Origin of the sequence: Brevundimonas sp. TWP2-1, from assembly GCF_049897645.1 — a bacterium.
Lineage (GTDB): Bacteria > Pseudomonadota > Alphaproteobacteria > Caulobacterales > Caulobacteraceae > Brevundimonas.
Genome location: NZ_JAFCWR010000002.1, coordinates 188,725 through 212,835, shown reverse-complemented (window position 1 = coordinate 212,835; position 24,111 = coordinate 188,725). Strand labels below are relative to the sequence as shown.

Below are 24,111 nucleotides of genomic sequence, written 5' to 3'. Positions count from 1 at the left end.
GATGATGCAAGCCTGTCGTGGATCGGGACACGTCCGATCCTGACACCGTCATCCTCTACACATCAGACGCCGCCAACTTCTGCGAACCGATCTCAAAAATCTGCACTAAAGTGCACTCAAAAAATTTTCAGTGGCCTTCATCGGCGGACGGGCTGGCCTTCCCGGCGTCGCTCGTGAGAAACAGGCGCAAACCAAGGAGCCCTCGCCATGAAAACCCGCGCCGCCGTCGCCTTCGAGGCCAAACGTCCGTTGGAGATCGTCGAGGTCGATCTGGAGGGGCCGCGCGCCGGCGAGGTGCTGATCGAGATCAAGGCCACCGGCATCTGCCACACCGACGCCTATACGCTGGACGGTCTGGACTCCGAGGGCATCTTCCCGAGCATTCTCGGCCACGAGGGCGCCGGCGTGGTGGTCGAGGTGGGGCCGGGCGTGACCTCGGTCGCGGTCGGCGATCACGTCATCCCGCTGTACACGCCGGAATGCCGCCAGTGTAAGTCGTGCCTGTCGCGCAAGACCAACCTGTGCACCTCGATCCGCTCGACGCAAGGGAAAGGGCTGATGCCCGACGGAACCTCGCGTTTCAGCTACAAGGGTCAGGCCATCGCCCACTATATGGGCTGCTCGACCTTCTCCAACTTCACCGTCCTGCCCGAGATCGCGGTGGCGAAGATCCGCAAGGACGCGCCGTTCGACAAGGCCTGCTACGTCGGCTGCGGCGTGACGACGGGCGTCGGCGCGGTGGTCAATACGGCCAAGGTCGAGCCGGGGGCGAATGCCGTGGTCTTTGGTTTGGGCGGCATCGGCCTGAACGTCATCCAGGGGCTGAAGATGGTCGGGGCCGACATGATCGTCGGCGTGGACATCAATGCCGACAAGGAAGAATGGGGCCGTCGCTTCGGCATGACCCATTTCGTCAATCCGAAGGAGGTGCCCGACGTGGTCGCCCATCTGGTCGAACTGACCGGCGGCGGCGCGGACTACACCTTTGACTGCACCGGCAATACCGTGGTCATGCGCCAGGCGCTTGAGGCCTGCCACCGCGGCTGGGGCGAGAGCGTGGTCATCGGCGTCGCCGAATCCGGCAAGGAGATCGCCACCCGCCCGTTCCAGCTGGTCACGGGTCGCGTCTGGCGCGGTTCGGCCTTCGGCGGCGCGCGCGGCCGCACCGACACGCCCAAGATCGTCGACTGGTACATGGACGGCAAGATCGAGATCGACCCCATGATCACCCACACCTTCGGCCTGGAAGACATCAACAAGGCCTTCGACCTGATGCACGAGGGCAAGAGCATCCGCAGCGTGGTGGTGTTCTGATCGACTTGCGCGCCGCACGGTTCGTTGTTTAAAGAAACGGACTTAAAATCGGGAGGTTCGACCATGTTCACCCACGTCACCGTCGGCGCCAACGACATCGAGGCGTCGCGCAAATTCTATGACGCGGCGCTCGGCGCCCTGGGCGTCGAGCCGGGGCAGGGTCCCGATCCCAAGGGCCGCTACTGGTGGCGCACCCGCATGGGCGCCTTTGCGGTCGGTGCCCCCATCGATGGCGACCCCGCCTGCCACGCCAACGGCGGCACCATCGGTTTTCACGCCAAGACGCCCGAGATGGTCCAGGCCTTCCACGACGCCGGCGTCGCCGCCGGCGGTCGCGCCATCGAGGATCCGCCCGGAGAGCGCAAAGGCCCGTTCGGCCCGATGATCCTGGCCTATCTGCGCGATCCCTCGGGCAACAAGATCTGCGCCATGCACCGGGCGGGGTGATTTATCAGGCCAGTCTGTGACAAGTGCGTTTCCGACGTTCCGTCAGCTTGGATTTGCGATGCGTGCCATCATGATTTCGGCCTTTGGCTTGGCGCTTGTGTCGTGCAGTGCACCTGAGCCGGTCGCTGTTTCTTTCGCCAGGCCGACAGTGGGGGCAGCCGAGGCCTACGCGATAAAAAGAGTCGGAGTGGAGGGGGCTTCACCGGTCTGGGCTGTCCCAGCTTCAAACGGCAGATCGATTTGCGGCATCGTGCGGCTGGAGACCGGCGAAGACGTCGCCTATCAGTATTCCATATCTGGCGAGAAAGAGACCGCGCTGATGGCTATCCATTTGGCTGAACCGAGGAACAGGCAGCGGATGATCCCTGCCATGAATTCTGTGGTTCAAGGTAGTTGTGCCGAAGCTGGCGTGAATCTTCCGGTGCGAAGCCCGAGCCCTTAGTCTGTCAGACATCTTCGCCTGACGTCGCTTGCCGTGAAGGCTTACGCATTGCGGGGGTTCGTCAGGTGGACTAGCCAGAGGGCATGACCTTCGAGACCACCAAGACCCACATCGTCCACGGCGGAACCCTCCGCTATATGAAGCACGACAGCACGGCGACCGGCACGCCGATGACCCTGTCGGTCTTCACGCCGGCGGGCGAGGGTCCGTTTCCCGTGCTGATCTGGCTGTCGGGCCTGACCTGCACCGAGGACAATTTCACCACCAAGGCCGGCGCCTACCAGGCCGCAGCCGAACACGGCGTCATCATCGTCGCGCCGGACACCAGCCCGCGTGGAGACGGCGTGGCCGACGACCCCGCCTATGACCTGGGCCAGGGCGCGGGCTTCTATCTGGATGCGACACAGGCCCCCTGGGCCCCGCATTTCCGCATGGAAACCTATGTCACCGAGGAACTGATCGGCCTGATCGACGCCGCGTTCCCGACCACGGGCGCCCGCGCCATCAGCGGCCATTCGATGGGCGGCCACGGCGCCCTGACCCTGGCGCTGAACCATCCCGACCTGTTCCGCTCCGTCTCCGCCTTCGCCCCCATCTGCTCGCCGACACGATGCGCCTGGGGCGAAAAGGCCTTCACCGCCTATCTCGGAGACGACCGCGCGACCTGGGACCGCCACGACGCCGCCAAACTGATCGCCGCCGGCGTCGCACGCGGCGTCTATGACGACATCCTGATCGACCAAGGCGACGCCGACAGCTTCCTGATCGACCAGTTGAAACCCGAACTGCTGCAGGCCGCCGCCGACGCCGCAGGCCAGAAGATCACCCTGCGCATGCAGCCCGGCTACGACCACTCCTACTTCTTCATGACCAGCTTCATCGCCGACCACGTCGCCTTCCACGCTGAGCGGTTGAAGGCGTGACTGACTGTCGCTGATCGCCCGGCGGTGATAGAGGGGCGCCATGAGCGCTCCCGATCCCTACGAACCGATGTTTTCCGCCCTGTGCCGCGAGGTGGGCTATTGCCTGCATGCCAAGGGCCAGAAGCGGGTGATCGAGGCCCTGCCCAAGGGTCTGGACGCCGCCGTGCGCGCCGTCTTCGCCGCCGAGGGTGTGGACGAGCCCAATGCGCCGGGCGACGTGAAGCGCGCCGTGCGCGAATGCCTGAAGGCGAACTTGCCAGCTTGACCGTTCCGGGCCGATAAGTCGGAACGAATCCGGGCTTTGTCGCTTGGGTTTTACGAACGGGCGCCTATGTGCTGCCTATCAAGATCTGTCGGAAAAGGAGCTCTCCCATGGCCTTCACCCTGCCCCCGCTGCCCTACGCCTATGACGCGCTGGAGCCGGCCATCGACAAGGAGACGATGACCTTCCACCACGACAAGCACCACCAGACCTATGTCGACAACCTGAACAAGGCCGTCGACGCCGACGCCGGTCTGCAGGGCAAGTCGCTGGAAGAGATATTCACCAGCATCTCGACCGCGCCCAAGGCCGTCCGCAACAACGGCGGCGGTCACTGGAACCACAGCCTGTTCTGGGAACTGCTGGCCCCGGCCGACCAGGCCGGCGAACCCTCGGCTGAACTCAAGGCCGCCATCGACGCCGACCTCGGCGGCATGGACAAGTTCAAGGAAGACTTCAACGCCGCCGGCGCCGCACAGTTCGGCTCTGGCTGGGCCTGGCTGATCGTCCAGAACGGCAAGCTGAAGATCACCTCGACCCCCAACCAGGACAATCCGCTGATGGATGTCGTGGACGAGCGCGGCGAAGTCATTCTGGGCGCCGACGTCTGGGAACACGCCTACTATCTGAAATACCAGAACCGCCGCGCCGACTATCTGAAGTCGTTCTGGTCGGTCGTGAACTGGAACAAGGTCAACGAACTGTACGCCGCCGCCAAGTAAGGCCCGTCACAGATCGCGATCTAGATCGAGACAAGACGACGCCCGCCGGAACCTCCGGCGGGCGTTTTCGATTCAAGCTGCACAGACACAGGAGTGAAGCGATGCGTAGGGTGATGTTGACGGCCGCGACGGCCGCCTTGGCGCTGGCGGCGTGCAATCCACAGGCGGGCCAGCAGAAGCCCGGCGATCACGCCCCGCCCACGCCGCAGCAGACGGTCGCCGCCCCGGCCGAGAAGCCGGTCTATAGGTTCAAGATCGGCGCGCTGGACGCCATCGCCCTGTTCGACGGCGAAAACCCGGTCAAGAACGACAACCAGACTTTCGGCGTCGGCCTGACACCGCAGGCGGTCGCTGCGTCCCTGACCGCCGCCGGTCAGCCGGCCGACCCGATCATGCTGGAAATCCATCCGCTGCTGGTCAGGAACGGCGACCGGACCATGCTGTTCGACACCGGCCTGGGCGAGGGCAAGGGCCAGCTGATGGACAGCCTGCAAAAGGCCGGCGTCGATCCGGCCTCCATCACCGACGTGCTGATCTCGCACGGCCACCCCGACCATGTCGGCGGCCTGATCCGCGCCGGCGGTCTGGCCTTCCCCAATGCGGCGATCCGGATGTCGCAGGCGGAGTGGGCGTCGATCCGCGCCAATCCCGAGTTGGCCGATCTGGTGCGGATCATCACGCCCAAGGTCCAGGCCTTCGCGCCGGGCGGAGAGATCGCGCCGGGCGTCACGGCCCAGGACACGGCGGGCCACACGCCGGGCCATGTCGCTTATCTGATCGCCGACGGCCAGAACCAGCTGCTCTTCACCGGCGACCTGATGCACCACTGGATCCTGTCGGTGGAACATCCCGACTGGCGCGTCGGCTATGACGACGATCAGGCGGCGGGCGAGAAGGCGCGGCTGGACGAGGTGACGGCGCTACGCAACTCGGGCGCCCACATCTACGCCTATCACTTCCCGTTCCCGGGCCTGGGCAAGGTCGCCACCCGCGAGGGCCGGGCGATGTTCATCTCCGAGGCGCAATCGGCGAAGGATTAGGCGCCCATCGACTAGATACGAAGATCCAGACTGTGCCGGGCGCGTTCGTTCATGCGCTCGGCATGGTGCTGGCGCAGCATCCGACGCTGTCGAAGCATCTCGTGGATGCCGTCCGCCAGTTCGAGCAGCTGCCCGTCGTTCAGCGGCTCGACAAGGTCGATCAGCTTGGTTTTCAGCGTCGCGAACGCCGGCTCGGACAGGCCGGTCTGGAACGTCTTGGCTTCATTCGTCACCCTTCGTCCTCCTCTATCGTCTCAGGCGACTGGAGGCTTCACCCGGTCGGAAAGGGATGGGTGCGGCCCATCGTTCCATCCCATCGTGCTTAACGGCCCGCCCGGCTTGACTCCCCCGGCTTGACTCACGGCCGCCCGGTGGCCATAAGCGCCGCCTTCCATGCCTCCGGTTCGCCGAGGGCGGGATTGATGACGGAAGATGCGTGGACCGCCGTTGAGATCGCATTCCCAATCGAGGGGACGCCGGGCCGTATCGTTGAAAAGAGAATAGAATGTCCAAGCGCCACAGCGCCAAATACAAGATCGACCGCGCCATGGGTGAGAACCTGTGGGGCCGCGCCAAGTCGCCGGTCAACAAGCGTTCTTACGGTCCCGGTCAGCACGGTCAGCGTCGCAAGTCGAAGGTTTCGGACTTCGGTCTGCAACTGAAGGCCAAGCAGAAGCTGAAGGGCTACTACGGCAACATCACCGAGAAGCAATTCGCCAAGACCTACGACGAAGCCACGCGTCGCAAGGGCAACACCTCGGAAAACCTGATCGGTCTGCTGGAATCGCGTCTGGACGCCATCGTCTACCGCGCCAAGTTCGTCCCGACCGTCTGGGCCGCCCGTCAGTTCGTCAACCACGGCCACGTCACGGTCAACGGCAAGAAGGTCGATATCGCCTCCTACCGCGTGAAGCCGGACGACGTCGTCACGGTGAAGGAAAAGTCGCGCAGCATGGCTCTGGTGATCGAAGCCCAGACGTCGTCGGAACGCGACGTGCCGGATTATCTGGAACTGTCGGACCGCTCGTTCTCGGTTCGCTACGTCCGCGTGCCGGAACTGTCGGACGTGCCGTATGCCGTGAAGATGGAACCGAACCTGGTCGTCGAATACTACGCTTCGTAAGCGAAGCCTCGACCAGTTGAGTTTGAAGGGCCTCGGACTCGTCCGGGGCCCTTCGTTTTTACCCTGTTCCCTCCACGGGCGAACAGGCGCATTCTCGGCCCGTTCAGGCTTTGAGAGACAGGGGAGGTCGTCGGTGCGCGACTCCATCATCGGACGACTGGCTTTGATCGCCGCCGCATCGGCGAGCCTTGCCGCCTGCGCCACCGGCGGCGAGCCGTCCGTCTCGACCCAGGGCATGCCCGGCGCGCTCGAACCGATCCACGCCGCCGCCTTCACCAAGGATGAGGCCGTCTTCTGGGTCAGCTCCAACGGCTGCACCGACAAGGAAGACCTGATCCCCATCGTCAGCCTGCAGGGCGGCGCCGCCGTTATCACCCTGCGCCGCATCGACGAGGACAAGTGCCGCCAGGACCTTGTCGAGGGCGTCGAGCTGAAATGGTCGTTCGAGGAACTGGGCCTGCCGCCCGGTTCGCCCATCAGCGTCAACAACCCCTATCAACTGCCGCGTTCCTGACCTCGGATAGGGATTGGTTAAGCCTGTTCAGGCGCGTCTGATTAAATTCTCTGCTGCTACGGAGCCAGGCTGTCTTCCCCACGGTCTGTAGCTTTCATGCGCTTTTTCACCTGCCTGACCGACGACCATAATCTGTGGCTGGTCGGGCTCGCCGCCGGCCTGTGCCTGATCGGCTCCATCATCACCTTCCGCCTCTATCGCCGGCTGCGCGCCGCCGAAAAGGGCACGCGCCTGGCCTGGGCCTTCATGGGCGCGGTGGCGACCGGGGCGACGATCTGGTGCACCCATTTCGTGGCGATGATCGCCTATGAGCCGGGCGCCGCCATCCGCTACGAGCCGGTCCTGACGGGCGTCTCCCTGGGCGTCGCCATCGCCGGCAGCGCCCTGGCGCTGTGGGTCGCGTCGAGGACCCTGCGGTTCTCGGCCGAAATCGGCGGCGTTCTGTTCGGCCTGACCGTCGTGGCGATGCACTATACCGGCATGGCGGCCTTTGCGACCGATGCGGTCATTCACTGGTCCGCCGCCTATATCGCCGCCTCGATCGTTGGTGCGGTCGTCTTCGGCGCCCTGGCGTTCAACCGCGCGCGCCGTCCCGGACAGATCGCGCCGGTCGCGTTGATGGTCCTGGGGATCGTCGCGCTGCACTTCACCGGCATGGCCGCGATGACGGTCATACCCCTGTCGCCGATGATCGACGCCGTCGCCGCCGATGCCGCCAATGTCGTGCTGGCCTTCGCCGTCTCCGCCGTCGGACTGATGATGCTGGGCACCGGCGTCGCCAGCCACGCCCTGGACATGCAGTCCCGGCTTCAGGCCAAGGCGCGCCTCGATCATCTGATAGAAGGCAGCGTGGACGGCATGGTGGTCGCGCAGGACGGCCTGATCCTGGCCGCCAACGCCGCCTTCGCCGAACTGGCGGGCATGGACCGCAACGCCCTGGTCGGGGAGCCCTTGTCGCGCTGGATCGTCCACACCGCCGACCTGACCGTGGGCGGTCTGACCCAGTCCAGGCTGGTCGGAGCGGGCGGGACCGAGATCCCGGTCGAGATCGCCGTGCGCCGTGACGGCGGTCACGCGGTCGAGGGCGACTTCATGATCTATGCCGTGCGCGACCTGCGCACGCGCCTGGCCCAGGAACGCCGCATCGCTCACCTGGCGCGCAACGACAGCCTGACCGGCCTGCCGAACCGCTCCTCCTTCCTGGAGTGGCTGACGCGCCAGACCGCCGACGACAGCGCCGCGACCAAGGTCGCCCTGCTGGCCATGGACCTGGATCGGTTCAAGGAGGTCAACGACGTTCACGGCCACGCTGCGGGCGACCAGCTTCTGATCCGCATCGCCGAACGGATGAAGGCCAGTCTGCGCCCCGGCGAGTTCGTGGCTCGTCTGGGCGGCGACGAGTTCGTGGCCGTGGTTGCGGTCGAACAGCGCGAGGACGCGCTGGGCCTGGTCGATCGTCTGCGCCAGGCCGTCATCGCGCCGGTCATGCTGGACCATGCCGAAGTCGCTTGCGGCCTCAGCGTGGGGGTCGCCGTCTGGCCCGACGACGCGCGCGACATCTCGTCCCTGATCAACGACGCGGACCTGGCCATGTACCGGGCCAAGGCCTCGCTGGGGACCGACGTCTGCTTCTATGAGGAAGAGATGGACGAGGCGGTGCGCACGCGACGTCGCATGGCCCAGCAGATGCGCGAAGCCCTGGACCAGGGCCAGTTCAGCCTGAACTGGCAGATCCAGGCCTCTGTCGATACGGGCGACATCACCGGCTATGAGGTTCTGCTGCGCTGGATCCAGCCCGACGGGACCTTCATTTCGCCGGCCGACTTCATCCCCCTGGCCGAAGAGAACGGCCTGATCCTGCCGATCGGGGAATGGGTGCTGCGCACCGCCTGCGCCGAGGCTGCCGCCTGGGCCGAGCCGCACAAGATCGCGGTCAATCTGTCGCCAGTCCAGCTGGGCCACGTCGATCTGCCGCGCCTGGTGCATCAGATCCTGATCGAGACTGGTCTGTCAGCTGCGCGACTGGAGCTGGAGATCACCGAGACGGCCATGATCACCGACATGGAGCGCACCACCCATGTGTTGCGCCAGCTGAAGCTGCTGGGCGTGTCCATCGCCATGGACGATTTCGGCACCGGCTATTCGTCCCTGTCGACCCTGCGCGCCTTCCCGTTCGACAAGATCAAGCTGGACCGCTCCTTCATGTCGGAGTTGGACGGCGGGCCGCAATCCGCCGCCATTATCCGCGCCGTCCTGGCCTTGGGCGAGAGCCTGGACATTCCGGTCCTGGCGGAGGGCGTAGAGACGCTGGAACAGCTGACCTTCTTGCGCGACCAGGGCTGCGACGAGGTTCAAGGCTATCTGCTGGGCCGCCCGCAGAAGACGGCTGAGGGCGAGATTCTGGCGGCGGCGCGCGTCCTGTGGGACGGCGCACGACCGCTGGAAGACGCCGCCTGATCAGGCCTTAGGCGCCGGCCTTGCCGTATCCAGGCCAGGTCGTTTTGCCGGCCCGCTCGTATTGCGGCGGCAGGTTCTCGTCGTCGCCCAGCGCCACGGCCGCATGATGCGCCCAGTTGGGATCGTCCAGCGCCGCACGGGCGATGGCGATCAGGTCCGCCTGACCCGAGGCCACGATGTCCTCTGCCTGTTGCGGGTCGAAGATCATGCCCACGGCCATGACGTTGGCGTCCGGCGTCGCCGCCTTCACCGCCTGCGCGAACGCCAGCTGATAGCCCGGCTCGGCCCCCGGAATGTCGGCGCGCGCGACATTGCCGCCCGACGTCAGGTGCAGATAGTCATAGCCTATGTCGTGCAGGGCCTGACCGAAGGCCGTGACCTCATCCAGGGCGATGCCGCCCTCGACCCAGTCCGACCCGTTGAACCGCACGCCCAGCGCCTTGGTCCGGGGCCAGGCGTCGCGCAGGGCCTGCGCCACCCGCAAGGGGAAGCGCGCCCGGTTCTCGAACCCGCCGCCGAAGTCGTCGGTGCGGCGATTGGACAGGGGCGACAGGAACTGGGTCAGCAGATAGCCGTGGGCGGCGTGCAGCTCGACCAGGTCGAACCCGGCACGGTCCGCCCGGCGCGCGGCGTCCTCGAAGGCCGCGACGACCCGGTCCATGTCGCCTTGCGTCATCGCCGTCGGGGTATGCCAGTCGTCCTTGAACGGTTCGGCCGAGGCGCTGAACGTCTCCCATGCGCCCTCGTCGGCGCCCAGGGCGCGACCGCCCTTCCACGGCGCGCTGGTCGAGGCCTTGCGGCCCGCATGGCCCAGCTGAACGCCGATCGGCGTGTCGCTGTAGGTGCGGATGTCGGTGATGATCCGGGCAAAGGCGGCTTCCTGGGCGTCGTTCCACAGGCCGGTGTCGTCCGGCGTGATGCGCCCCGCCGCCTCGACCCCTGTGGCCTCCACGATGACCAGGCCCGCGCCCGAGATCGCCAGCCTGCCCAGATGCTGGACGTGCCAGGGTTGGGGCACGCCGTCGACAGCGGAATACTGGCACATCGGGGCGATGACGACGCGGTTTTTCAGCGTCAGGGGGCCAACGGCGCGGGGCGAGAACAGCAGGCTCATGAGAGACGATCCGAGGAGAAGGGGAGGGACCGTAGCTATGGCGGTTGCAGACGCGTTCAAGTCCAGCCTGTCCGATTGTTCATCCAGCTTGCCGATAATTCACGTGTGCGGAACCGACCCGCGCGGCACAAAGGGTCAAGCTTTCAAAGGGGAACACCACATGCTTCGTCTCGCTCTCGCCATCGCCATCGCCGCTCCGTTGCTGTCGGGCTGCATCATCGTCTCGACCGAAAAGCCGACCACGCGGGTCATCACCGCCCCGGCCTCGGGTCAGTGATGCGGGGTCTCGCAAAGGGTCTGGCGGTCGCGGCCCTGGTCGCACCGCTGCTGTCGGCCTGCGTCATCTATGACAGCGATGCGGGCGAGAACGTCTCGGTCAATGTCACGCGCAACGACGCCCCGCCGGCGGAGGCCATTCGCGAGGCCCGCTTTACCGACGGCGCCCTGGTCGCGCGTGTCGATTCCAACGGCTGCACCCAGGCGTCGGACTTCGAAGTGTCGGTGTCGGACGGCTCGCCCACCGAGATCACCCTGCGTCGCACTAAGCCGGACCTGTGCAAGGCCCTGGTCGCCGGCGGCGTCGAACTGCGCTGGACCTACGCCGACCTGGGCCTGGAGCCCGGTACCCCGGCGCGGATTCTCAATCCGCTGAAGTAGGCGTCTCGAAAACCGCCAGCATCGTGGGCGGAATGCGCTGGGGCCTCAGGGTCGCGGCGTCGACCAGCACCCATTCGGTGACGCCCTGGGCGCAGACGCGGCCCTGGGCGTCCTCGATGCGGACATAGCGGGTGAAGCGCGGTCCCTGCGGATCGCCGACCCAGGTGCGCGCGACCACGCCCTGGGCGCCCGGCTCGATGCCGCGCAGATAGTCGATCTCGTGCCGGGTCGCGACCCAGGACCATTTCGCCCGCGTCTCGTCGTCGAAGCGCGCGTTCCAGTGGGCCGTGCCGGCGTCCTGCAGCCAGCCGACATAGACGACGTTGTTGACGTGTCCGTTGGCGTCGATGTGCTCGGGCCGCACGTCCAGCGGCACGACGAAGACCTCTCGGTCCTCGCGGGGGCTCAGCGTCTTGCGGGCCATCAGCCCTCGCCGAGCGGCACGCCCTTCTCGACCATCAGGGCCTGAAGTTCGCCGGCCTGGAACATCTCGCGGATGATGTCCGATCCGCCGACGAATTCGCCCTTCACATAGAGCTGCGGAATGGTGGGCCAGTCGGTGAAGCTCTTGACGCCTTCGCGCAGGGCTTCGTCCTGCAGCACGTCCACGCCCACAAAGCCGGCGCCGACATGATCCAGGATCTGAACCGCCAGGGACGAGAAGCCGCAGCGCGGCTGGTCCGGCGTGCCCTTCATGAACAGCACGACGTCGTTCTGGGCGACGGTTTCGCCGATGAAGGCGTGGGCGGGATCGGCGGTCTGGGCGGTGTCGGTCACGGGATAGGCCTTTCGTGAAGCCCGTCAGCTAGGGAGAGCGGAGGGCGCGGTCAAGGCGTGCGCGACGATCTGTATGGCGCGGGTCGCTCTGCGTCAGGCGGCGACGTTGGCGACGACGCGCGCCATCTCGATCTGTGCGGCGAGGCCGGGCGGCAGGTCGCGCTCGGGCGCAGCCGCCAGCGTGGCCAGGCGGTCGGTGTCCGTCGCGGTCACGATCACGCTGGACACCGACGGATCGGTCAGGACGTAGGACAGGCAGATCGCCTCGGCCGTCCAGTTCTGCGTGCGATAGAGAAAGCCGAAGGCGTCCTTCTTGGGCGTATCGACAGGCCTTTTTCCACCGCCCAGGCCGAACAGCCCTTTCTTGAACACTGGCGCGTCGGGCGCGCGGCTTCGGCGGTCGGTGTGAAAGTCATAGGCGAAGACCGCCATGTCCTGATCCCGCGCCGCACGGATGCGGTTGCGGATCGACCAGCCTGCGTTGATGTCGAACGGCGTCAGCAGGGCGTCGAACGCGCCGGTCGAGACATAGGCGTCCATCACCTCGCCGCCGCCCGCGATGCCCAGCAGCTTGATGCGCCCGGTCGCCCGCATCGCCTTCAGCGCGCTCAACGACGACTGGGCCAGTTCGGCTTCGCCTGGCTCGTGCAGCACCGCCACGTCGATCCAGCCCAGACCCGAAAAATGCAGCACCCGGTCGATGGCGGCCGTCATGCCCTGGGCGGAAAAGTCCCGCACGCTTTCGCGACCGTCGCCGGTCCCCAGGGTCAGGCTGACGTAGACCAGCTTGCGATCCACGTGCGACAACGCCTCGCCCAGCACCTCGGCCGCGACGGGATCGGCGTTCTCCAGACGGTAGCTGTTGACGCCCGCTTCCAGCGCCGAATACAGCAGGTCCAGCCCCGCTTCGCGCCCGCGCTTCAGCGCATCGGCGCCGAAGTTCAGCGTCAGGTTGGAGATGGCGGCGCCCGAGGCGCCGAAGGGCCTATAACGCATCGGTCAGTTTCCCGCCTCGGGCGCCGAGGTTTCCAGCGCCAACGCATGAAGCTCGCCGCCCATCTGGCCCTTCAGCGCGGCATAGACCATCTGGTGCTGGCGCACGCGCGGCACGCCCGCAAAGGCGCTGGATACGATGCGGGCGCGATAGTGGTCGCCGTCGCCCGCCAGATCCTCGATCTCGATCTCGGCGTCGGCAAAGGCGTCGACCAGATGCTGGCGCAGCGTTTCCACGGACATGGGCATGGGCAGGGACTCGCGGTTCGTTCGACGCCAGTGTGCCCGATAATCCTTAATGGCGACCTACGCGCCGCGAACCGGCCTTTCGAACAGCTGAACCGTGTGATCCTTGTAGGTCGCGGTCGCATAGGGGCGATAACCGACCCGCGCCGCCAGCTTCAGCGAGGCCAGGTTCTCCGGCGCGATCATGCAGACGGTGCGGCTCTCCAGCGTTCGGTCGGTCCAGCCCAGCACCGCCGTCAAGGCCTCGGCCGCATAGCCCTTGCCCTGGAACGCCGGCCCAATGCCCCAGCCTAGTTCGGGCGCCTCGAACGGCGGCTCCAACTCGCGGCGATAGTCGAACACCCCCACGCTGCCCAGATAGACGCCGCCCTCGCGCAGCCGGATCGTCCAGTTGCCGTGACCCATCGCCGCCCAATGGCCGATGTCGCGCAACAGCCGGAACCAGACCTCCTCGCGCCCCAGCGCCCGGCCCATGATGTGGCGCGTGAAGTCCTCGTTCGACCACAGCGTCAGCAGATCGTCGAAATCCTCGATCGAGACGGGCTTGAGCACCAGTCGTTCGGTCGTCAGAATCCTGTCGTTCACATCAGGCCCAGTTGCTTGAAGCTGGCCACCCCGTCGCGGCCGACGACCAGATGGTCGTGAACCTCGACGTTAAGGGCGCGCCCGGCCTGCACAACCTGTTTCGTGACCTCGACGTCGGCGCGGCTGGGCGTGGGATCGCCGGACGGATGGTTGTGCACCAGGATCAGGGCGCTGGCCGACAGCTCCAGCGCGCGCCGCACCACCTCGCGCGGATAGACCGGCGCATGATCGACCGTGCCCCGGTTCTGCACCTCGTCCAGGATCAGCTGGTTCTTCTTGTCCAGATAAAAGACGCGAAATTGCTCGCGCGGTTCGTGCTGCAGGGCGACCCGCACATAGGCCAAGAGCGCCGTCCATGACGAGATCACCGGCCGTTTCGCCGTCGGCTCGCGCGCGATCCGTCGCGTCACGTCGAAGATCAGCTGCAGGTCCAGCGCGATCGCCCGCGTCGCCTTGCCGACGGCATAGCCCATCGACCGCGCGACCTGATCCTCGATCGCCTCATGGCTGGCCGCGCCGATCCCCTCCAGCCCCCCGAACCGCGCCAGCATATCCTTGGCCAGCGGCTTGGTGTCCTTGTAGGGCACGCTGCGGAACAGCAGCATCTCCAGCAGTTCGTAATCGGGCAGGGCCCCCAGCCCGCCCTTGGCCGCCCGCTCGCGCAGACGGTCACGATGGCCGCTGTGGCGCGGTTTGGGTTTGGTCCCGCCTACGACTTGGTGTGATGCTTCCGAAGTCTCGTCCAGCGACATTACGGCGCCGCCTGTTCGGGGCCGAACTCCAGCCCAGCGGGCCATCTTGGCCGTATGGGCTGCGACGGTGCGGCGCTCGCTGGCGGTGACTGGTCGTGGTGGCTCAGGAACCGCGTCCCGTCCATTCGCTCCGCCACCATTCCGACACGGCCTTCGCTGTCCGCAAACACGGAGATGACTTGCCACGTCCCGCCCTGACGCTCGAACATATTGCCGCCGCCTGGCGCCCCTCGGTTCAGATAGGCGCCGCCTCGGGTCTTCAGGCCGCAGGCAGGTTCATCCTCCCCATAGTTGACGCAGTGTGTCAGCGGGGCGTCCGGTCCGGACCACCAGCAACTGAACGTTGCCTTGGTCCTCAGCGGAACGCAGCGCTCGACCTCTGCGCCTTGGTCCGAAATCACGGTCGAGGCATTCGGGGTGGAAGGCGCGCGATCAGCGGCGCAGCCCAGCGTCAGCATCGCTAGGCCGATTGCGGCGTATGCATTCCTCATAGACGAAATCACCAGGTTGCGTGTCGGCAACCTAGCGTCGCGTTTCCAATCAAGGAAGTGCCTGTATCAGCGCATGACGCACCGTCAGCCATCAGTTCGGGCGGAACAGCCCCGCTGGCGAGGCCGTGAAAATCTCCAGCCCGTCTTCCGTCACCCCGATGGTGTGCTCGCACTGGGCCGACAGGGACTTGTCGCGGGTCACGGCGGTCCAGCCGTCGGACAGCACCTTCACGTGCGGCTTGCCCAGGTTGACCATCGGCTCGACGGTGAAGAACATGCCGGGCTTCAGCACCGCCCCCTCGCCGCGACGCCCGTAGTGCAGGACGTTGGGGCTGTCGTGGAAGACGCGGCCGATGCCGTGGCCGCAGAAGTCGCGGACCACGCTCATGCGCTGGGCCTCGACGAACTTCTGGATGGCGAAGCCGATGTCGCCGAAGGTGTTGCCCGGCTTGACCTGTTCAAGGCCCAGATCCAGCGACTGATAGGTCACGTCGATCAGCTTCTTGGCCCGCGCATTGATCTCGCCGACCGCATACATGCGGCTGGAATCGCCGTGCCAGCCGTCGACGATGACGGTGTGGTCGATGTTGACGATGTCGCCGTCCTTCAGCACCCGGTCGCCGGGAATGCCGTGGCAGACGACATGATTGATCGAGGTGCAGACGGTCTTCTCATAGCCCTTGTAGCCCAGGCAGGCGGGCAGGCCGCCGTTGTCCAGGGTGAACTCGCGCACCAGATCGTCGATCGTGCTGGTTAGGACGCCCGGCTTCACATGGGCGGCGATCATGTCCAGCGCCTCGGCGACCAGACGGCCGGCCTTGCGCATGCCTTCGAAGTCTTCGGCTTCGTGGACGCGAATGGCGCTGGAGCGGACCAGGACGTCGGTTTCGATTTCGGGCGTTTCGTACATGGGGCGATCGGTCTGCAAAAGGCGGGGATACGGCGCAATCCGTTCGCCGCAGATGGTCGTTATAGCATGAAACCTCAACCCCGAGTTTGGATTCCCGCATGACCGACGTCGATCCCACTGCCGGGCCCATTGCTGCCGGGCCCCCCGAAGCCGTCACAGCCGCCGTGCTGGTCATCGGCGACGAAATCCTGTCGGGCCGGACCCAGGACACGAACACCAACACCATCGCCCGCTTCCTGTCCGCGCTGGGGATTGACCTGATGGAGGCGCGGGTCGTTAGCGACGACCACGACCGGATCATCGAGGCGCTCGACGCGCTGCGGGCGCGCTGGGACTATGTCTTCACCACCGGCGGCATCGGCCCGACCCACGACGACATCACCGCCGACGCCGTCGCGGCGGCCTTCGGCGTGGCCCTGCCCGAACATCCCGAGGCCCTGGCGATCCTGGCGCGGCGCTATGGCTACGACTTCAACGCCGCGCGCCGTCGCATGGCCCGCATTCCTGACGGAGGCATGCTCATCGCCAATCCGGTCACCGACGCGCCCGGCTTCAACATCGGCAATGTCTTCGTCATGGCCGGCGTGCCCAGGATCATGCAGGCGATGCTGGAGGACGTGGCGCCGCGTCTGCGCACCGGCGCCGTCGTTCATGCCCGGACGCTGAAGGTCAGCGGGGTGGGCGAGGGGGCTGTGGCCGATGTGCTGCGGACCGCCGCAAATCTGCGCCGTGACCTGTCGTTCGGCAGCTATCCCTTCGGCCACGGCAGCGTCGGCGAGATCGGAACCCAGTTGGTCATCCGTGGCCGTGACGCGGGCCTGGTCGAGGCGGCGGCGCAAGATTTGATCGCCGAACTGCGAAATATGGGCATCGATGTTGCCGCGACGTAACCTCTCGAAGCCGTGATCATGTGCGGCGCAGGCGCCACGGTTTCGCCCGTTTCCGGTCCGATGGGGGCCTTGCTCGCAACGCTTTCGCGCCGTGAACGCTGAGTGGGCTCCTCCCCGGATCGACCGCGCGTAAAGCGGTCGACGTTTACTTAGGTGTTTGAAATGACCTCCAGGAACTTCGCCCGCGTGGGCGGGCTCGCCCTGACGACCGCCCTGCTGGCTGGCGTCGCCGCTCCGGCCATGGCCGGCTCCTTCTACGTCCAGGAACAATCGACGCGCGCCCAGGGCCGCGCCAACGCCGGCGTCGGCGCCGACAAGGGTGTCCAATCGCTGTGGTGGAACCCCGCCGCCATCGCCGGCACGCAACGCGAAGTCTATCTCGGCATGCACGGCCTGGTCCTCGACTCCGACGTCGATGACCGTGGCTCCAGCCTGACCTACAACGTCCCCACGCCGGCCATCGTCAGCCGCACGGCCCCCGTCAACGGCGACCCGCACGTCCACGAAGTCGTCGAAAGCGGCATCGTGCCAAACTTCGCCGTCTCCATGCCGATCGGCGACCGCTTCAACGTCGGTCTCGCCGTCCAGGCTCCCTACAACTTCACCACCAAGTATGAGCCGACCGACTTCGCGCGCTACGACGCCCTGACGTCCGAGCTGCGCTCGGCCAACGTCAGCCTGGTCGCCGCCATGACGGTCACGGACTGGCTGGACATCGGCGCCGGCTTCGACGCCCAGTACGCCAAGGCGACCCTGTCGTCGGCCCTGCCGAACGTGCCGATCCCCGCCGTCCTGTCGCCGGCCTATGCCGTCTCGCCGTCCACCGACGGCCGCAACCAACTGGAAGGCGACGGCTGGGATTACGGATGGAACGCCGGCGCCCAGATGCATTTCGGCAAGCTGGACCTGGGTCTGTCCTACCGTTCCAAGATCGAGCACGAGCTGGAAGGTTCGGTGAACATCTCGGGCCTGACCGGCGTCCTGGCCGGCGCCAACGTCTCGGCTGACGGCGGCGCGTCCTTCACCACGCCCTGGTACGCCACCGTCTCGGCCCGTTACGCCGTCAACGACCGCCTGACCCTGAACGCCCAGGTTAACCAGATCGGCTGGAGCGAGTTCGACGCCATCCGCGTGGCCTACACCGGCGGCGGCTCGATCATCGTCCAGGACTATGACGACGTCACCACCGGCGCGATCGGCTTCGACTACAAGATCGATCCGTCCATGACCTTCCGCGCCGGCCTGGGCTACGACCCGACCCCGACCCCGGACGATCACCGCACCGCCCGCATCCCGGACGGCGACCGCTGGCTCTACGCCGCCGGTCTGTCCAAGACGGTCGGTTCGATGACCTTCGACGGCGCCGTGACCTACATCGACATCGACACCGCTGCGATCAACGACACGCGCGACGTCTATGGCAACGGCCTGGTCGTCTCGAACCTGCGCGGCGAAGCCACCGGCTACGGCGTCGGCTTCTCGATGGGCGCGACCTGGGCCTTCTAAGGTCCGCATACGCCTGACATGAGAACGGCGGCTCCTTCGCAGGAGCCGCCGTTTTTTATTGTCTCAAGATGAAGGCGGGGCGCGAACCCCGCCGTTCGATCCTACGCCTTGGCGCCGCCGACATAGCCCTTGCCGCCGTTGGACGGGCGGCGACGGGGACGGCGCTTCATTTCGCCTTCCGCCGGTTTGACGTTGTCGTTGATCGACGGGACGCGCTCGCCGGCCAGGGGGTTGTAGGCGCGTTCGGGACGCGGGGCCGCCGGGGTCTCGCCGGGACGGGCGCGACGCTGGCGATGCGGCTGACCGCCGCCTTCCGGGCGCACGCCGTCGCGATGCGGGACGCGGCTGCGTCCACGACCGCCGCGACCTTCGCCACGGCCGCCTTCGTTGCGATCGCCGCCTTCGCGTTCCGGCATGGTCGCCTTCTTGCCGACGCCGGTGGCCATGATGGTGGCGTCCAGCTGGCCCAGGGCCTTGTCGTTGCGGCGGTCGATGGCCGGGATCTTCTGGCGTGTGACCTTCTCGATATCCTTCAGCAGCTTCATCTCGTCGCCGGCGACGAAGCTGACGGCCGTGCCGTCCTTGCCCGCCCGCGCGGTGCGGCCGATGCGGTGGACGTAGCTTTCCGGCACGTGCGGCAGTTCGAAGTTCACGACGTGCGAGACGCCGTCCACGTCGATGCCGCGCGCGGCGATGTCGGTGGCGACCAGGACGCGCAGCTTGCCGGCCTTGAAGGCGGCCAGGGTGCGTTCACGCTGGGGCTGGCTCTTGTTGCCGTGGATGGCGCCGGCTTCCACGCCGCCGGCTTCCAGATAGGCCGCGACCTTGTCGGCGCCGTGCTTGGTCTTGGTGAAGACCAGGCAGCGCGTGTATTCGGGATCCGAGAACATCTCGGTCAGCAGGGCGCGCTTGCGGCCCTGTTCGATATAGACGACCGACTGGCTGATGCGCTGCACCGTGGTCGACTGCGGCGTGACCTGGACCTTGACCGGATCCTTCAGCAGCTCACCCGCCAGCTTGCCGATCTCGCTGGGCATGGTCGCCGAGAAGAACAGGTTCTGGCGCTTGGCCGGGATCTTGGAGACGATCTGGCGGATCGGCTTGATGAAGCCCAGGTCCAGCATCTGGTCGGCCTCGTCCAGCACGAAGATCTCGGTCGAGGACAGGTCCAGGTTCTTCTGCTGGATATGGTCCAGCAGGCGGCCGGGCGCCGCGACCAGGATGTCCAGACCCTGTTGCAGGGCGCGTTCCTGACCGCCGTATTTCACGCCGCCGAAGATGACCGCGACCCGGAAGCCCAGGTGGGCGCCGTAAGCCTTGAAGCTGTCGCCGATCTGGGTCGCCAGCTCACGCGTAGGCGACAGGACCAGCACGCGGGTCGTGCGCGGCTTGGGGGCGATGCGGTTCTCGGCCAGGCGATGCAGGATCGGCAGGGCGAAGGCGGCGGTCTTGCCGGTGCCCGTCTGGGCGATGCCCAGCAGGTCCTTGCCGGCCATGACGTCGGGGATGGCCTTTTCCTGGATCGGGGTCGGCGTGGTGTAGCCGGTCGAGGCCAGGGCCTGCAGAAGGGCCTTGTTCAGGCCCATGGATTCGAAGGTGATGCTCACAGTTGTGTCTTTCGCGTAGCGGCGACGCGCATCGGCCATGGCATGACGCCGTCGGGCCGCGCACCGCCAGTCCCGACGGGGCCTCGAAAATGAGGCCTGCGGGGTGGATCGGGCGCCGCCCCGCGTGTCCGGGCAGCGAATGGATATGAGGGGCCGGCGGCTTCTACAGACAGGTCCGGAAAGGACCCACACGCGCTGGAGACGCCGGAGATCGCGATTGTGCGACGCAGCGCAAATGGGCGCTTATCGCCGATAAGTCAACTGCCGCACACATCAGGGCGCGTATCGCGTCGCCGCCTCGGGCAGGCCGTCGGGCAATCCGATGGCCGCGCGCCACTCCTCGGGATGCAGCCGCGCCATCTCCAGATCCAGCCAGGCCAGCGGCTTCAGCGCCCCGTCCGCGTTCCAGAACCGCTCCGCCCACGGCTGTCCCGTCTCGACCGCCCGCGCCCGGTCCCGCGCCGTCGCCTCCGGCCCCAGATGCGTCGCCCGCCAGTGATACAGCCACGGAATATGCCAGTGCGGCGCGCGGGTCAGCCGCTCGTCCGTCATCGCCGCCGCCAGACATTCCGCCAGCGCCCGCGCATCCTCCAGCTGGGCGGAAAAGGCGTCGCGCCGCGCCTGGATATGCCGGTCCCAGCCCTCGGCCGGCTCGATCGGCCCCGCCTGCGCCGGATCGGGCCGTTTCCACCCCTCCGCCTCGCGCCGCTTCCACAGGGCGTGCACCCCCACGTCATAGCGCGCGGCGACTGAGCGAGCCGTCTCGCCGTCCTCCCACGCCTTGCGAACCTCGGCCCAGACGGCGTCCGGCCGGATCTTGCGATGTATGCCCTGGCTCATGGGGAAAGGGTCGTCGCACGCCGCTGCGTCATCATCGGACGCAAGCCTCGCCGCGCGCCGATTTAGGATGGCTGGCGCGCCGTACCTGACATGTCGCGATATGGAAAATCAGGTCTCTAGCCTCGAAAACCGCCCGTCTTCCGGCCTGAGGTAGAGACCGCCCCATACTGTCCGCATGGAAAAACGCCGATACAAGATCAAACCGCCCGAGGTCTGGACCCAGGTCCGACAGGACTATCTCTCCGGCCTCGACGCCAAAACCGTCGCCGCCCGCCACGACGTCACCGAGGCCGCCCTGCGCGCCCGCGCCACCAAGGAAGGCTGGTCGCGCCACCCGCGCACCGAAACCCCGCCGCCCGCGCCGCCGCCGCTGTCGCCCCCATTCTTGTCGCCCGAGGACGCCGCCGACCTCTCGCCCGACGATCCCAACGACCCGTCCGCCCACGATCCACTGGAATTGGCCCGCGCCGCCGCCCAGGCCTCGGGCCGCGCCCTCCACGCCCAGGACTTCGCCCAGGCCCGCGCCCTGGCGGCTCTGGCCGAGACCTATCGCAAACTGGCCGACCGCGACGGCCCCGGCCGCGCCTCTCGCCTGACGATCAAGACCGCCCCCCTGCAACTGGTCTTCGACATCCTGACAAACCCGGACGAGGCCGAGAACCGCTTCGCCATGAACACCAGCGACAAGAGCGACTGGGAACTGCGCGGCCAGTACTGGCAGGCGAAGCAGAAGCTGGAGCGCGCCAACACCGAATGGGGTCACGCCCAACTGGCCCGCCGCGTCCAGCTGGACCGCCGCATCGCCGCCCTTGAGACCCAACTCCGCGAAGCCGGCCTCGACCCCGTCATCGAACGCGAACAAGACCGCCGCATTTCCCAGGGCATCGACCTCTACCTCGGCCCCTTGCGCAAGATCGTGTCGATGGAGGAATGGGAGAAGACGCTGGATGAACTCTAAAATCTGATCCTTCTCCCCTTGCGGGAGAAGGTGGCCGAGCGGAGCGAGGTCGGATGAGGGGTTGCTCAGGCCTCAGCGGCTTGATTCAAGCTGACCCCTCATCCGTCCCTTCGGGCCATCTTCTCCCGCAAAGGGAGAAGGAATTCTAATCCCCCACCAACCTCTCCCGCGTCGACGCCACGATCGCCGCCAGCACCTTCTCCTGATGGTTCTCGATCACCTGGTTCGGAAACCGCAGCACCCGAAACCCCTGCTCGCGAAACCACGCATCCCGCTCGGCGTCCTCGACCCGATCCTCATGCTGCGGCCCATCCGCCTCGACGATCAGCCGATGCCTCAAGCAGACGAAGTCGGCGATATACCGCCCCATCACCACCTGCCGCCGAAACTTCAGCCCCGCCAGCCCCCGATCCCGCAAGATCGCCCACAACCGCTGCTCATAAAGCACGGGCTCGCGACGCATCGCCTTGGCGCGAGATTGCAGCCAGTCATCCATGAGAAAGTTGTGTCGAAATCCTCTCAGGATTGCAATTCACGCCTCCCCACCCGCGTCCCTTCTCCCCCTGCGGGAGAAGGTGGCCCGCAGGGCCGGATGAGGGGTCACACTGACGCCTGAAGTTCGGTCCGCACGCCCAGCAGCCCATCGTCTTCGCCCGCGCGACCCCTCATCCGTCAGCCTTCGGCTGCCACCTTCTCCCGCAAGGGGAGAAGGGATCAGAACGGCGATGAAGGTCATGGGCTTGACCCGCTCAACCATGGCCGCCGAGAGAAAGACCAGCCGCGCCCAACTGAACCGCGTCCTCGACCCGGAGGCGTCGAACGTGACGCTGCATCCGCTCAGCCATGCGGCGCGCGTGTTGAAGGTGGAGTTGGTTTAACCAAAAAGAGGCAGCCGTGACGGCTGCCTCTCGTTCGTTTCTAGTCGTTACTAGGCGCGCTGGATCAGCGACCACGTAACAGCCTTACCGCCATACGGGGGCATGACGTTGGTCTTGGCGATAGGAGCGGTGGTCGATGGCGTACCGAGCACCTTCCAGATTCCGCTTTCCGGGCAGCGCGCCCCGGTCTTGGCTGTGGTTCCAATAGGCATAGCAGTTTAGTCTCCACGGCGATTGAAAACCCCCGTGAAACCGACTAACTTAGGCTTGCAACAGCAAGTCAGAGCGGCGTCAGCCGAGCGGTAGTGCCGTTAGACTACAGCCGCGGACTTCAGGGCGGGCCAGGAAACTGGCCCGCCCTTTTCGTATTGGTAACCAAACCAGATGTCCAGCAAAAATTATCGGATCCGCATATTTGGATCCCCATTTGTGGATCAGGTTATTCGGATCTTGTGTTGTTAGCGATCCCCCGCCAGACTGTTCGGACGAAGGAGATGACAATGTTCAGGCGACCAGCAGTGCCCGGCTCGAAGTTTGCCGCTCCGGCGGAAATTCCCGTTGTGATGGGCCCCTTCCTTGTCAGAGCCGATGTGCAGCTAGTGTCGGGCTTCATTCCTGCGGGATCTCTTATCCCTGACAAGTACCACATCCCCCATCTCGACCCCCGAACGGGCCGCGGATACCAACGGCTTCCGCAAGGCACGCGAGTTAACGAGCTGGCCGTAGATCTTCGTAAAAAGCGAGTAGATCTGCCTACTTCTGTCCTGCTAAATCTTAGAAATAAAGATTCGATTCGATACATAAAAGGTGGAACGCTAAATCTGAAAGCTATCGCCGAGAGCGAAGCTCGTTTTTATGTAGTAGATGGCCAGCATAGAGTCCTTGCCCTCGAAAAACTTATCAACGAGGTCGATAGTGATTATTGGTCAGGATACCAAATTCCATTCACCTGCATGATAGGTGCAGACGAAGATGAGGAGATGGAACAGTTCTATCTCGTCAATTCAAAAGCCAAATCGGTCCGAACCGATCTCGCACACGAACTGCTCTACAAGCGTGCGCAAGATCCGGGTGTGATGGCCTCCTTGGTTGAGCGCGGCCAAGATTGGCAGGTCTATGCTCAGGGAATTGTGAGGAGGTTGAGCGAAGAGAGTCCTGTTTGGAGAAGCAGGATCAGGTTTGCGTCCATGGATAAGGGCGACACCGTGATGCCGTCCGCATCTATGGTCACTTCACTGAAATCAGTACTGAGCTCTGGGTATTTCAAGGCTCTCACTGATGATCAGCAGCTCAAGATCATAGACGCGTATTGGAAAGGCATTCGAGGAGTATTTCCTGAGGCATTTGACCAACCTAAGGATTTTTCGCTTCAGAAGGGAATTGGCGTCATTGTCATGCATACTCTTCTGATGCAAGTCGTAGAGATCGCCCGATCACAAGGACTTCCGCTCACCGAAGGTGAAACTTACACGAGGGTTCTCGGTGACGCTCTGGAGAGATTACAAGGCGACGATTCTTCTGGAAACGCCGTGGTGGGCCTAGACTTTTGGCGCGCAGCACCTCGCGGTGCCGCAGGGTCTTACTCTAGCAGCGCCGGTAGAAGGGTTCTGATAGCCAAGATACAATCATTGCTACCGAAAATCTCAATCCAGTAACTGAACTC

Annotated in this window: 28 protein-coding genes; 15 read left to right on the top strand and 13 right to left on the bottom strand. The window is 65.6% G+C overall.

Going from position 1 to position 24,111, the window contains the following annotated elements:
* Positions 1 to 207: 207 nt before the first annotated feature.
* From ACP7BH_RS11275 to ACP7BH_RS11250, 6 genes are all read left to right on the top strand, one after another.
* Positions 208 to 1,314: an S-(hydroxymethyl)glutathione dehydrogenase/class III alcohol dehydrogenase gene (locus ACP7BH_RS11275; RefSeq protein WP_425985210.1), complete on the top strand. Its 1,107-nt coding sequence runs from the start codon at positions 208 to 210 to the stop codon at positions 1,312 to 1,314.
* A 63-nt stretch (positions 1,315 to 1,377) separates the two neighbouring features.
* Complete coding sequence (locus ACP7BH_RS11270; protein WP_425985209.1) at positions 1,378 to 1,761, top strand: VOC family protein; 384 nt, start codon at positions 1,378 to 1,380, stop codon at positions 1,759 to 1,761.
* Between the two features lie 525 nt (positions 1,762 to 2,286).
* Positions 2,287 to 3,126 (top strand): S-formylglutathione hydrolase, encoded by an 840-nt coding sequence (gene fghA / locus ACP7BH_RS11265; RefSeq protein ID WP_425985207.1) that lies wholly within the window; start codon positions 2,287 to 2,289, stop codon positions 3,124 to 3,126.
* Positions 3,127 to 3,166: 40 nt separating this feature from the next.
* Positions 3,167 to 3,391: a hypothetical protein gene (locus ACP7BH_RS11260; RefSeq protein WP_409713715.1), complete on the top strand. Its 225-nt coding sequence runs from the start codon at positions 3,167 to 3,169 to the stop codon at positions 3,389 to 3,391.
* A 107-nt stretch (positions 3,392 to 3,498) separates the two neighbouring features.
* Complete coding sequence (locus ACP7BH_RS11255) at positions 3,499 to 4,110, top strand: superoxide dismutase (RefSeq protein WP_425985205.1); 612 nt, start codon at positions 3,499 to 3,501, stop codon at positions 4,108 to 4,110.
* 101 nt (positions 4,111 to 4,211) lie between these two features.
* A complete protein-coding gene (locus ACP7BH_RS11250) occupies positions 4,212 to 5,150 on the top strand; it encodes an MBL fold metallo-hydrolase (protein ID WP_425985202.1) in 939 nt (312 codons plus the stop codon).
* Between the two features lie 11 nt (positions 5,151 to 5,161).
* On the opposite strand, the gene ACP7BH_RS11245 is transcribed toward ACP7BH_RS11250, so the two are convergent.
* Positions 5,162 to 5,383 carry a hypothetical protein gene (locus ACP7BH_RS11245; protein ID WP_346494792.1) on the bottom strand — a complete coding sequence of 74 codons (222 nt, stop codon included), beginning with the start codon at positions 5,381 to 5,383 and terminating at the stop codon, positions 5,162 to 5,164.
* A gap of 272 nt (positions 5,384 to 5,655) precedes the next feature.
* On the opposite strand from ACP7BH_RS11245, the gene rpsD reads away from it, so the two are divergent.
* The 3 genes from rpsD (at position 5,656) to ACP7BH_RS11230 (ending at position 9,244) form a co-directional block, all read left to right on the top strand.
* Positions 5,656 to 6,273: a 30S ribosomal protein S4 gene (rpsD, locus tag ACP7BH_RS11240; RefSeq protein WP_135194849.1), complete on the top strand. Its 618-nt coding sequence runs from the start codon at positions 5,656 to 5,658 to the stop codon at positions 6,271 to 6,273.
* 133 nt (positions 6,274 to 6,406) lie between these two features.
* Complete coding sequence (locus ACP7BH_RS11235; RefSeq protein WP_135194850.1) at positions 6,407 to 6,787, top strand: hypothetical protein; 381 nt, start codon at positions 6,407 to 6,409, stop codon at positions 6,785 to 6,787.
* A gap of 96 nt (positions 6,788 to 6,883) precedes the next feature.
* A complete protein-coding gene (locus tag ACP7BH_RS11230; RefSeq protein ID WP_425985200.1) occupies positions 6,884 to 9,244 on the top strand; it encodes a bifunctional diguanylate cyclase/phosphodiesterase in 2,361 nt (786 codons plus the stop codon).
* 7 nt (positions 9,245 to 9,251) lie between these two features.
* Here the strand turns inward: ACP7BH_RS11230 and ACP7BH_RS11225 are convergent, their stop codons facing one another.
* Positions 9,252 to 10,358 (bottom strand): NADH:flavin oxidoreductase/NADH oxidase, encoded by a 1,107-nt coding sequence (locus ACP7BH_RS11225; RefSeq protein WP_425985198.1) that lies wholly within the window; start codon positions 10,356 to 10,358, stop codon positions 9,252 to 9,254.
* A gap of 276 nt (positions 10,359 to 10,634) precedes the next feature.
* On the opposite strand from ACP7BH_RS11225, the gene ACP7BH_RS11220 reads away from it, so the two are divergent.
* The gene (locus ACP7BH_RS11220; protein ID WP_425985197.1) at positions 10,635 to 11,015 is read left to right on the top strand and encodes a hypothetical protein; all 381 of its coding nucleotides are present in this window, start codon (positions 10,635 to 10,637) and stop codon (positions 11,013 to 11,015) included.
* On the opposite strand, the gene ACP7BH_RS11215 is transcribed toward ACP7BH_RS11220, so the two are convergent.
* The 8 genes from ACP7BH_RS11215 to map all read right to left on the bottom strand — a co-directional run bounded on the left by ACP7BH_RS11215 (position 10,999) and on the right by map (position 15,769).
* Positions 10,999 to 11,439: an acyl-CoA thioesterase gene (locus tag ACP7BH_RS11215; protein WP_425985195.1), complete on the bottom strand. Its 441-nt coding sequence runs from the start codon at positions 11,437 to 11,439 to the stop codon at positions 10,999 to 11,001. The genes ACP7BH_RS11220 and ACP7BH_RS11215 overlap by 17 nt on opposite strands.
* The gene (grxD, locus tag ACP7BH_RS11210; protein ID WP_425985193.1) at positions 11,439 to 11,792 is read right to left on the bottom strand and encodes a Grx4 family monothiol glutaredoxin; all 354 of its coding nucleotides are present in this window, start codon (positions 11,790 to 11,792) and stop codon (positions 11,439 to 11,441) included. Before grxD ends, ACP7BH_RS11215 begins: the two co-directional genes overlap by 1 nt.
* 93 nt (positions 11,793 to 11,885) lie before the next feature.
* Positions 11,886 to 12,788, bottom strand: a complete 903-nt coding sequence (locus ACP7BH_RS11205; RefSeq protein WP_425985191.1) for an oxidoreductase — start codon at positions 12,786 to 12,788, stop codon at positions 11,886 to 11,888.
* A gap of 3 nt (positions 12,789 to 12,791) precedes the next feature.
* Positions 12,792 to 13,034 (bottom strand): BolA/IbaG family iron-sulfur metabolism protein, encoded by a 243-nt coding sequence (locus tag ACP7BH_RS11200; RefSeq protein WP_135194857.1) that lies wholly within the window; start codon positions 13,032 to 13,034, stop codon positions 12,792 to 12,794.
* Positions 13,035 to 13,091: 57 nt separating this feature from the next.
* Entirely contained in the window at positions 13,092 to 13,616 is a 525-nt protein-coding gene (locus tag ACP7BH_RS11195) for a GNAT family N-acetyltransferase (protein ID WP_425985189.1), read from the bottom strand.
* Positions 13,613 to 14,368: a RadC family protein gene (radC, locus tag ACP7BH_RS11190; protein WP_425985187.1), complete on the bottom strand. Its 756-nt coding sequence runs from the start codon at positions 14,366 to 14,368 to the stop codon at positions 13,613 to 13,615. The genes ACP7BH_RS11195 and radC overlap by 4 nt, the downstream gene beginning before the upstream one ends.
* On the bottom strand, positions 14,368 to 14,859 hold the full coding sequence (locus ACP7BH_RS11185; RefSeq protein WP_425985185.1) for a hypothetical protein: 492 nt from the start codon (positions 14,857 to 14,859) through the stop codon (positions 14,368 to 14,370). The genes radC and ACP7BH_RS11185 overlap by 1 nt, the downstream gene beginning before the upstream one ends.
* 91 nt (positions 14,860 to 14,950) lie before the next feature.
* Positions 14,951 to 15,769, bottom strand: coding sequence for a type I methionyl aminopeptidase (gene map / locus ACP7BH_RS11180; RefSeq protein WP_372693036.1), 819 nt, complete (start codon positions 15,767 to 15,769; stop codon positions 14,951 to 14,953).
* A 98-nt stretch (positions 15,770 to 15,867) separates the two neighbouring features.
* Between map and ACP7BH_RS11175 the strand changes: the two genes are divergently transcribed.
* Positions 15,868 to 16,659 (top strand): competence/damage-inducible protein A, encoded by a 792-nt coding sequence (locus tag ACP7BH_RS11175; RefSeq protein WP_425985183.1) that lies wholly within the window; start codon positions 15,868 to 15,870, stop codon positions 16,657 to 16,659.
* Between the two features lie 162 nt (positions 16,660 to 16,821).
* Positions 16,822 to 18,165 (top strand): OmpP1/FadL family transporter, encoded by a 1,344-nt coding sequence (locus ACP7BH_RS11170; RefSeq protein ID WP_425985181.1) that lies wholly within the window; start codon positions 16,822 to 16,824, stop codon positions 18,163 to 18,165.
* Positions 18,166 to 18,266: 101 nt separating this feature from the next.
* Here the strand turns inward: ACP7BH_RS11170 and ACP7BH_RS11165 are convergent, their stop codons facing one another.
* A complete protein-coding gene (locus tag ACP7BH_RS11165; protein ID WP_425987064.1) occupies positions 18,267 to 19,751 on the bottom strand; it encodes a DEAD/DEAH box helicase in 1,485 nt (494 codons plus the stop codon).
* A gap of 294 nt (positions 19,752 to 20,045) precedes the next feature.
* Entirely contained in the window at positions 20,046 to 20,612 is a 567-nt protein-coding gene (locus ACP7BH_RS11160) for a hypothetical protein (RefSeq protein WP_425985179.1), read from the bottom strand.
* A 175-nt stretch (positions 20,613 to 20,787) separates the two neighbouring features.
* On the opposite strand from ACP7BH_RS11160, the gene ACP7BH_RS11155 reads away from it, so the two are divergent.
* Positions 20,788 to 21,570: a hypothetical protein gene (locus ACP7BH_RS11155; protein ID WP_425985177.1), complete on the top strand. Its 783-nt coding sequence runs from the start codon at positions 20,788 to 20,790 to the stop codon at positions 21,568 to 21,570.
* Between the two features lie 145 nt (positions 21,571 to 21,715).
* On the opposite strand, the gene ACP7BH_RS11150 is transcribed toward ACP7BH_RS11155, so the two are convergent.
* Positions 21,716 to 22,066, bottom strand: coding sequence for an endonuclease domain-containing protein (locus ACP7BH_RS11150; RefSeq protein WP_425985175.1), 351 nt, complete (start codon positions 22,064 to 22,066; stop codon positions 21,716 to 21,718).
* Between the two features lie 244 nt (positions 22,067 to 22,310).
* Here ACP7BH_RS11150 and ACP7BH_RS11145 point away from each other — a divergent pair, with 244 nt between their 5' ends.
* Positions 22,311 to 22,448 (top strand): hypothetical protein, encoded by a 138-nt coding sequence (locus ACP7BH_RS11145; RefSeq protein WP_425985173.1) that lies wholly within the window; start codon positions 22,311 to 22,313, stop codon positions 22,446 to 22,448.
* 500 nt (positions 22,449 to 22,948) lie between these two features.
* Entirely contained in the window at positions 22,949 to 24,103 is a 1,155-nt protein-coding gene (locus tag ACP7BH_RS11140; protein ID WP_425985171.1) for a DGQHR domain-containing protein, read from the top strand.
* The last annotated feature ends 8 nt before the right edge of the window (positions 24,104 to 24,111 follow it).

Coding starts and splice junctions, on each gene's coding strand:
- ACP7BH_RS11275 (WP_425985210.1), top strand. CDS start 208: ATGAAAACCCGCGCCGCCGTCGCCTTCGAGGCCAAACGTCCGTTGGAG.
- ACP7BH_RS11270 (WP_425985209.1), top strand. CDS start 1,378: ATGTTCACCCACGTCACCGTCGGCGCCAACGACATCGAGGCGTCGCGC.
- fghA (WP_425985207.1), top strand. CDS start 2,287: ATGACCTTCGAGACCACCAAGACCCACATCGTCCACGGCGGAACCCTC.
- ACP7BH_RS11260 (WP_409713715.1), top strand. CDS start 3,167: ATGAGCGCTCCCGATCCCTACGAACCGATGTTTTCCGCCCTGTGCCGC.
- ACP7BH_RS11255 (WP_425985205.1), top strand. CDS start 3,499: ATGGCCTTCACCCTGCCCCCGCTGCCCTACGCCTATGACGCGCTGGAG.
- ACP7BH_RS11250 (WP_425985202.1), top strand. CDS start 4,212: ATGCGTAGGGTGATGTTGACGGCCGCGACGGCCGCCTTGGCGCTGGCG.
- rpsD (WP_135194849.1), top strand. CDS start 5,656: ATGTCCAAGCGCCACAGCGCCAAATACAAGATCGACCGCGCCATGGGT.
- ACP7BH_RS11230 (WP_425985200.1), top strand. CDS start 6,884: ATGCGCTTTTTCACCTGCCTGACCGACGACCATAATCTGTGGCTGGTC.
- ACP7BH_RS11225 (WP_425985198.1), bottom strand. CDS start 10,358: ATGAGCCTGCTGTTCTCGCCCCGCGCCGTTGGCCCCCTGACGCTGAAA.
- ACP7BH_RS11220 (WP_425985197.1), top strand. CDS start 10,635: ATGCGGGGTCTCGCAAAGGGTCTGGCGGTCGCGGCCCTGGTCGCACCG.
- ACP7BH_RS11215 (WP_425985195.1), bottom strand. CDS start 11,439: ATGGCCCGCAAGACGCTGAGCCCCCGCGAGGACCGAGAGGTCTTCGTC.
- ACP7BH_RS11205 (WP_425985191.1), bottom strand. CDS start 12,788: ATGCGTTATAGGCCCTTCGGCGCCTCGGGCGCCGCCATCTCCAACCTG.
- ACP7BH_RS11200 (WP_135194857.1), bottom strand. CDS start 13,034: ATGCCCATGTCCGTGGAAACGCTGCGCCAGCATCTGGTCGACGCCTTT.
- radC (WP_425985187.1), bottom strand. CDS start 14,368: ATGTCGCTGGACGAGACTTCGGAAGCATCACACCAAGTCGTAGGCGGG.
- ACP7BH_RS11185 (WP_425985185.1), bottom strand. CDS start 14,859: ATGAGGAATGCATACGCCGCAATCGGCCTAGCGATGCTGACGCTGGGC.
- map (WP_372693036.1), bottom strand. CDS start 15,769: ATGTACGAAACGCCCGAAATCGAAACCGACGTCCTGGTCCGCTCCAGC.
- ACP7BH_RS11175 (WP_425985183.1), top strand. CDS start 15,868: ATGACCGACGTCGATCCCACTGCCGGGCCCATTGCTGCCGGGCCCCCC.
- ACP7BH_RS11170 (WP_425985181.1), top strand. CDS start 16,822: ATGACCTCCAGGAACTTCGCCCGCGTGGGCGGGCTCGCCCTGACGACC.
- ACP7BH_RS11165 (WP_425987064.1), bottom strand. CDS start 19,751: ATGGGCCTGAACAAGGCCCTTCTGCAGGCCCTGGCCTCGACCGGCTAC.
- ACP7BH_RS11160 (WP_425985179.1), bottom strand. CDS start 20,612: ATGAGCCAGGGCATACATCGCAAGATCCGGCCGGACGCCGTCTGGGCC.
- ACP7BH_RS11155 (WP_425985177.1), top strand. CDS start 20,788: ATGGAAAAACGCCGATACAAGATCAAACCGCCCGAGGTCTGGACCCAG.
- ACP7BH_RS11150 (WP_425985175.1), bottom strand. CDS start 22,066: ATGGATGACTGGCTGCAATCTCGCGCCAAGGCGATGCGTCGCGAGCCC.
- ACP7BH_RS11140 (WP_425985171.1), top strand. CDS start 22,949: ATGTTCAGGCGACCAGCAGTGCCCGGCTCGAAGTTTGCCGCTCCGGCG.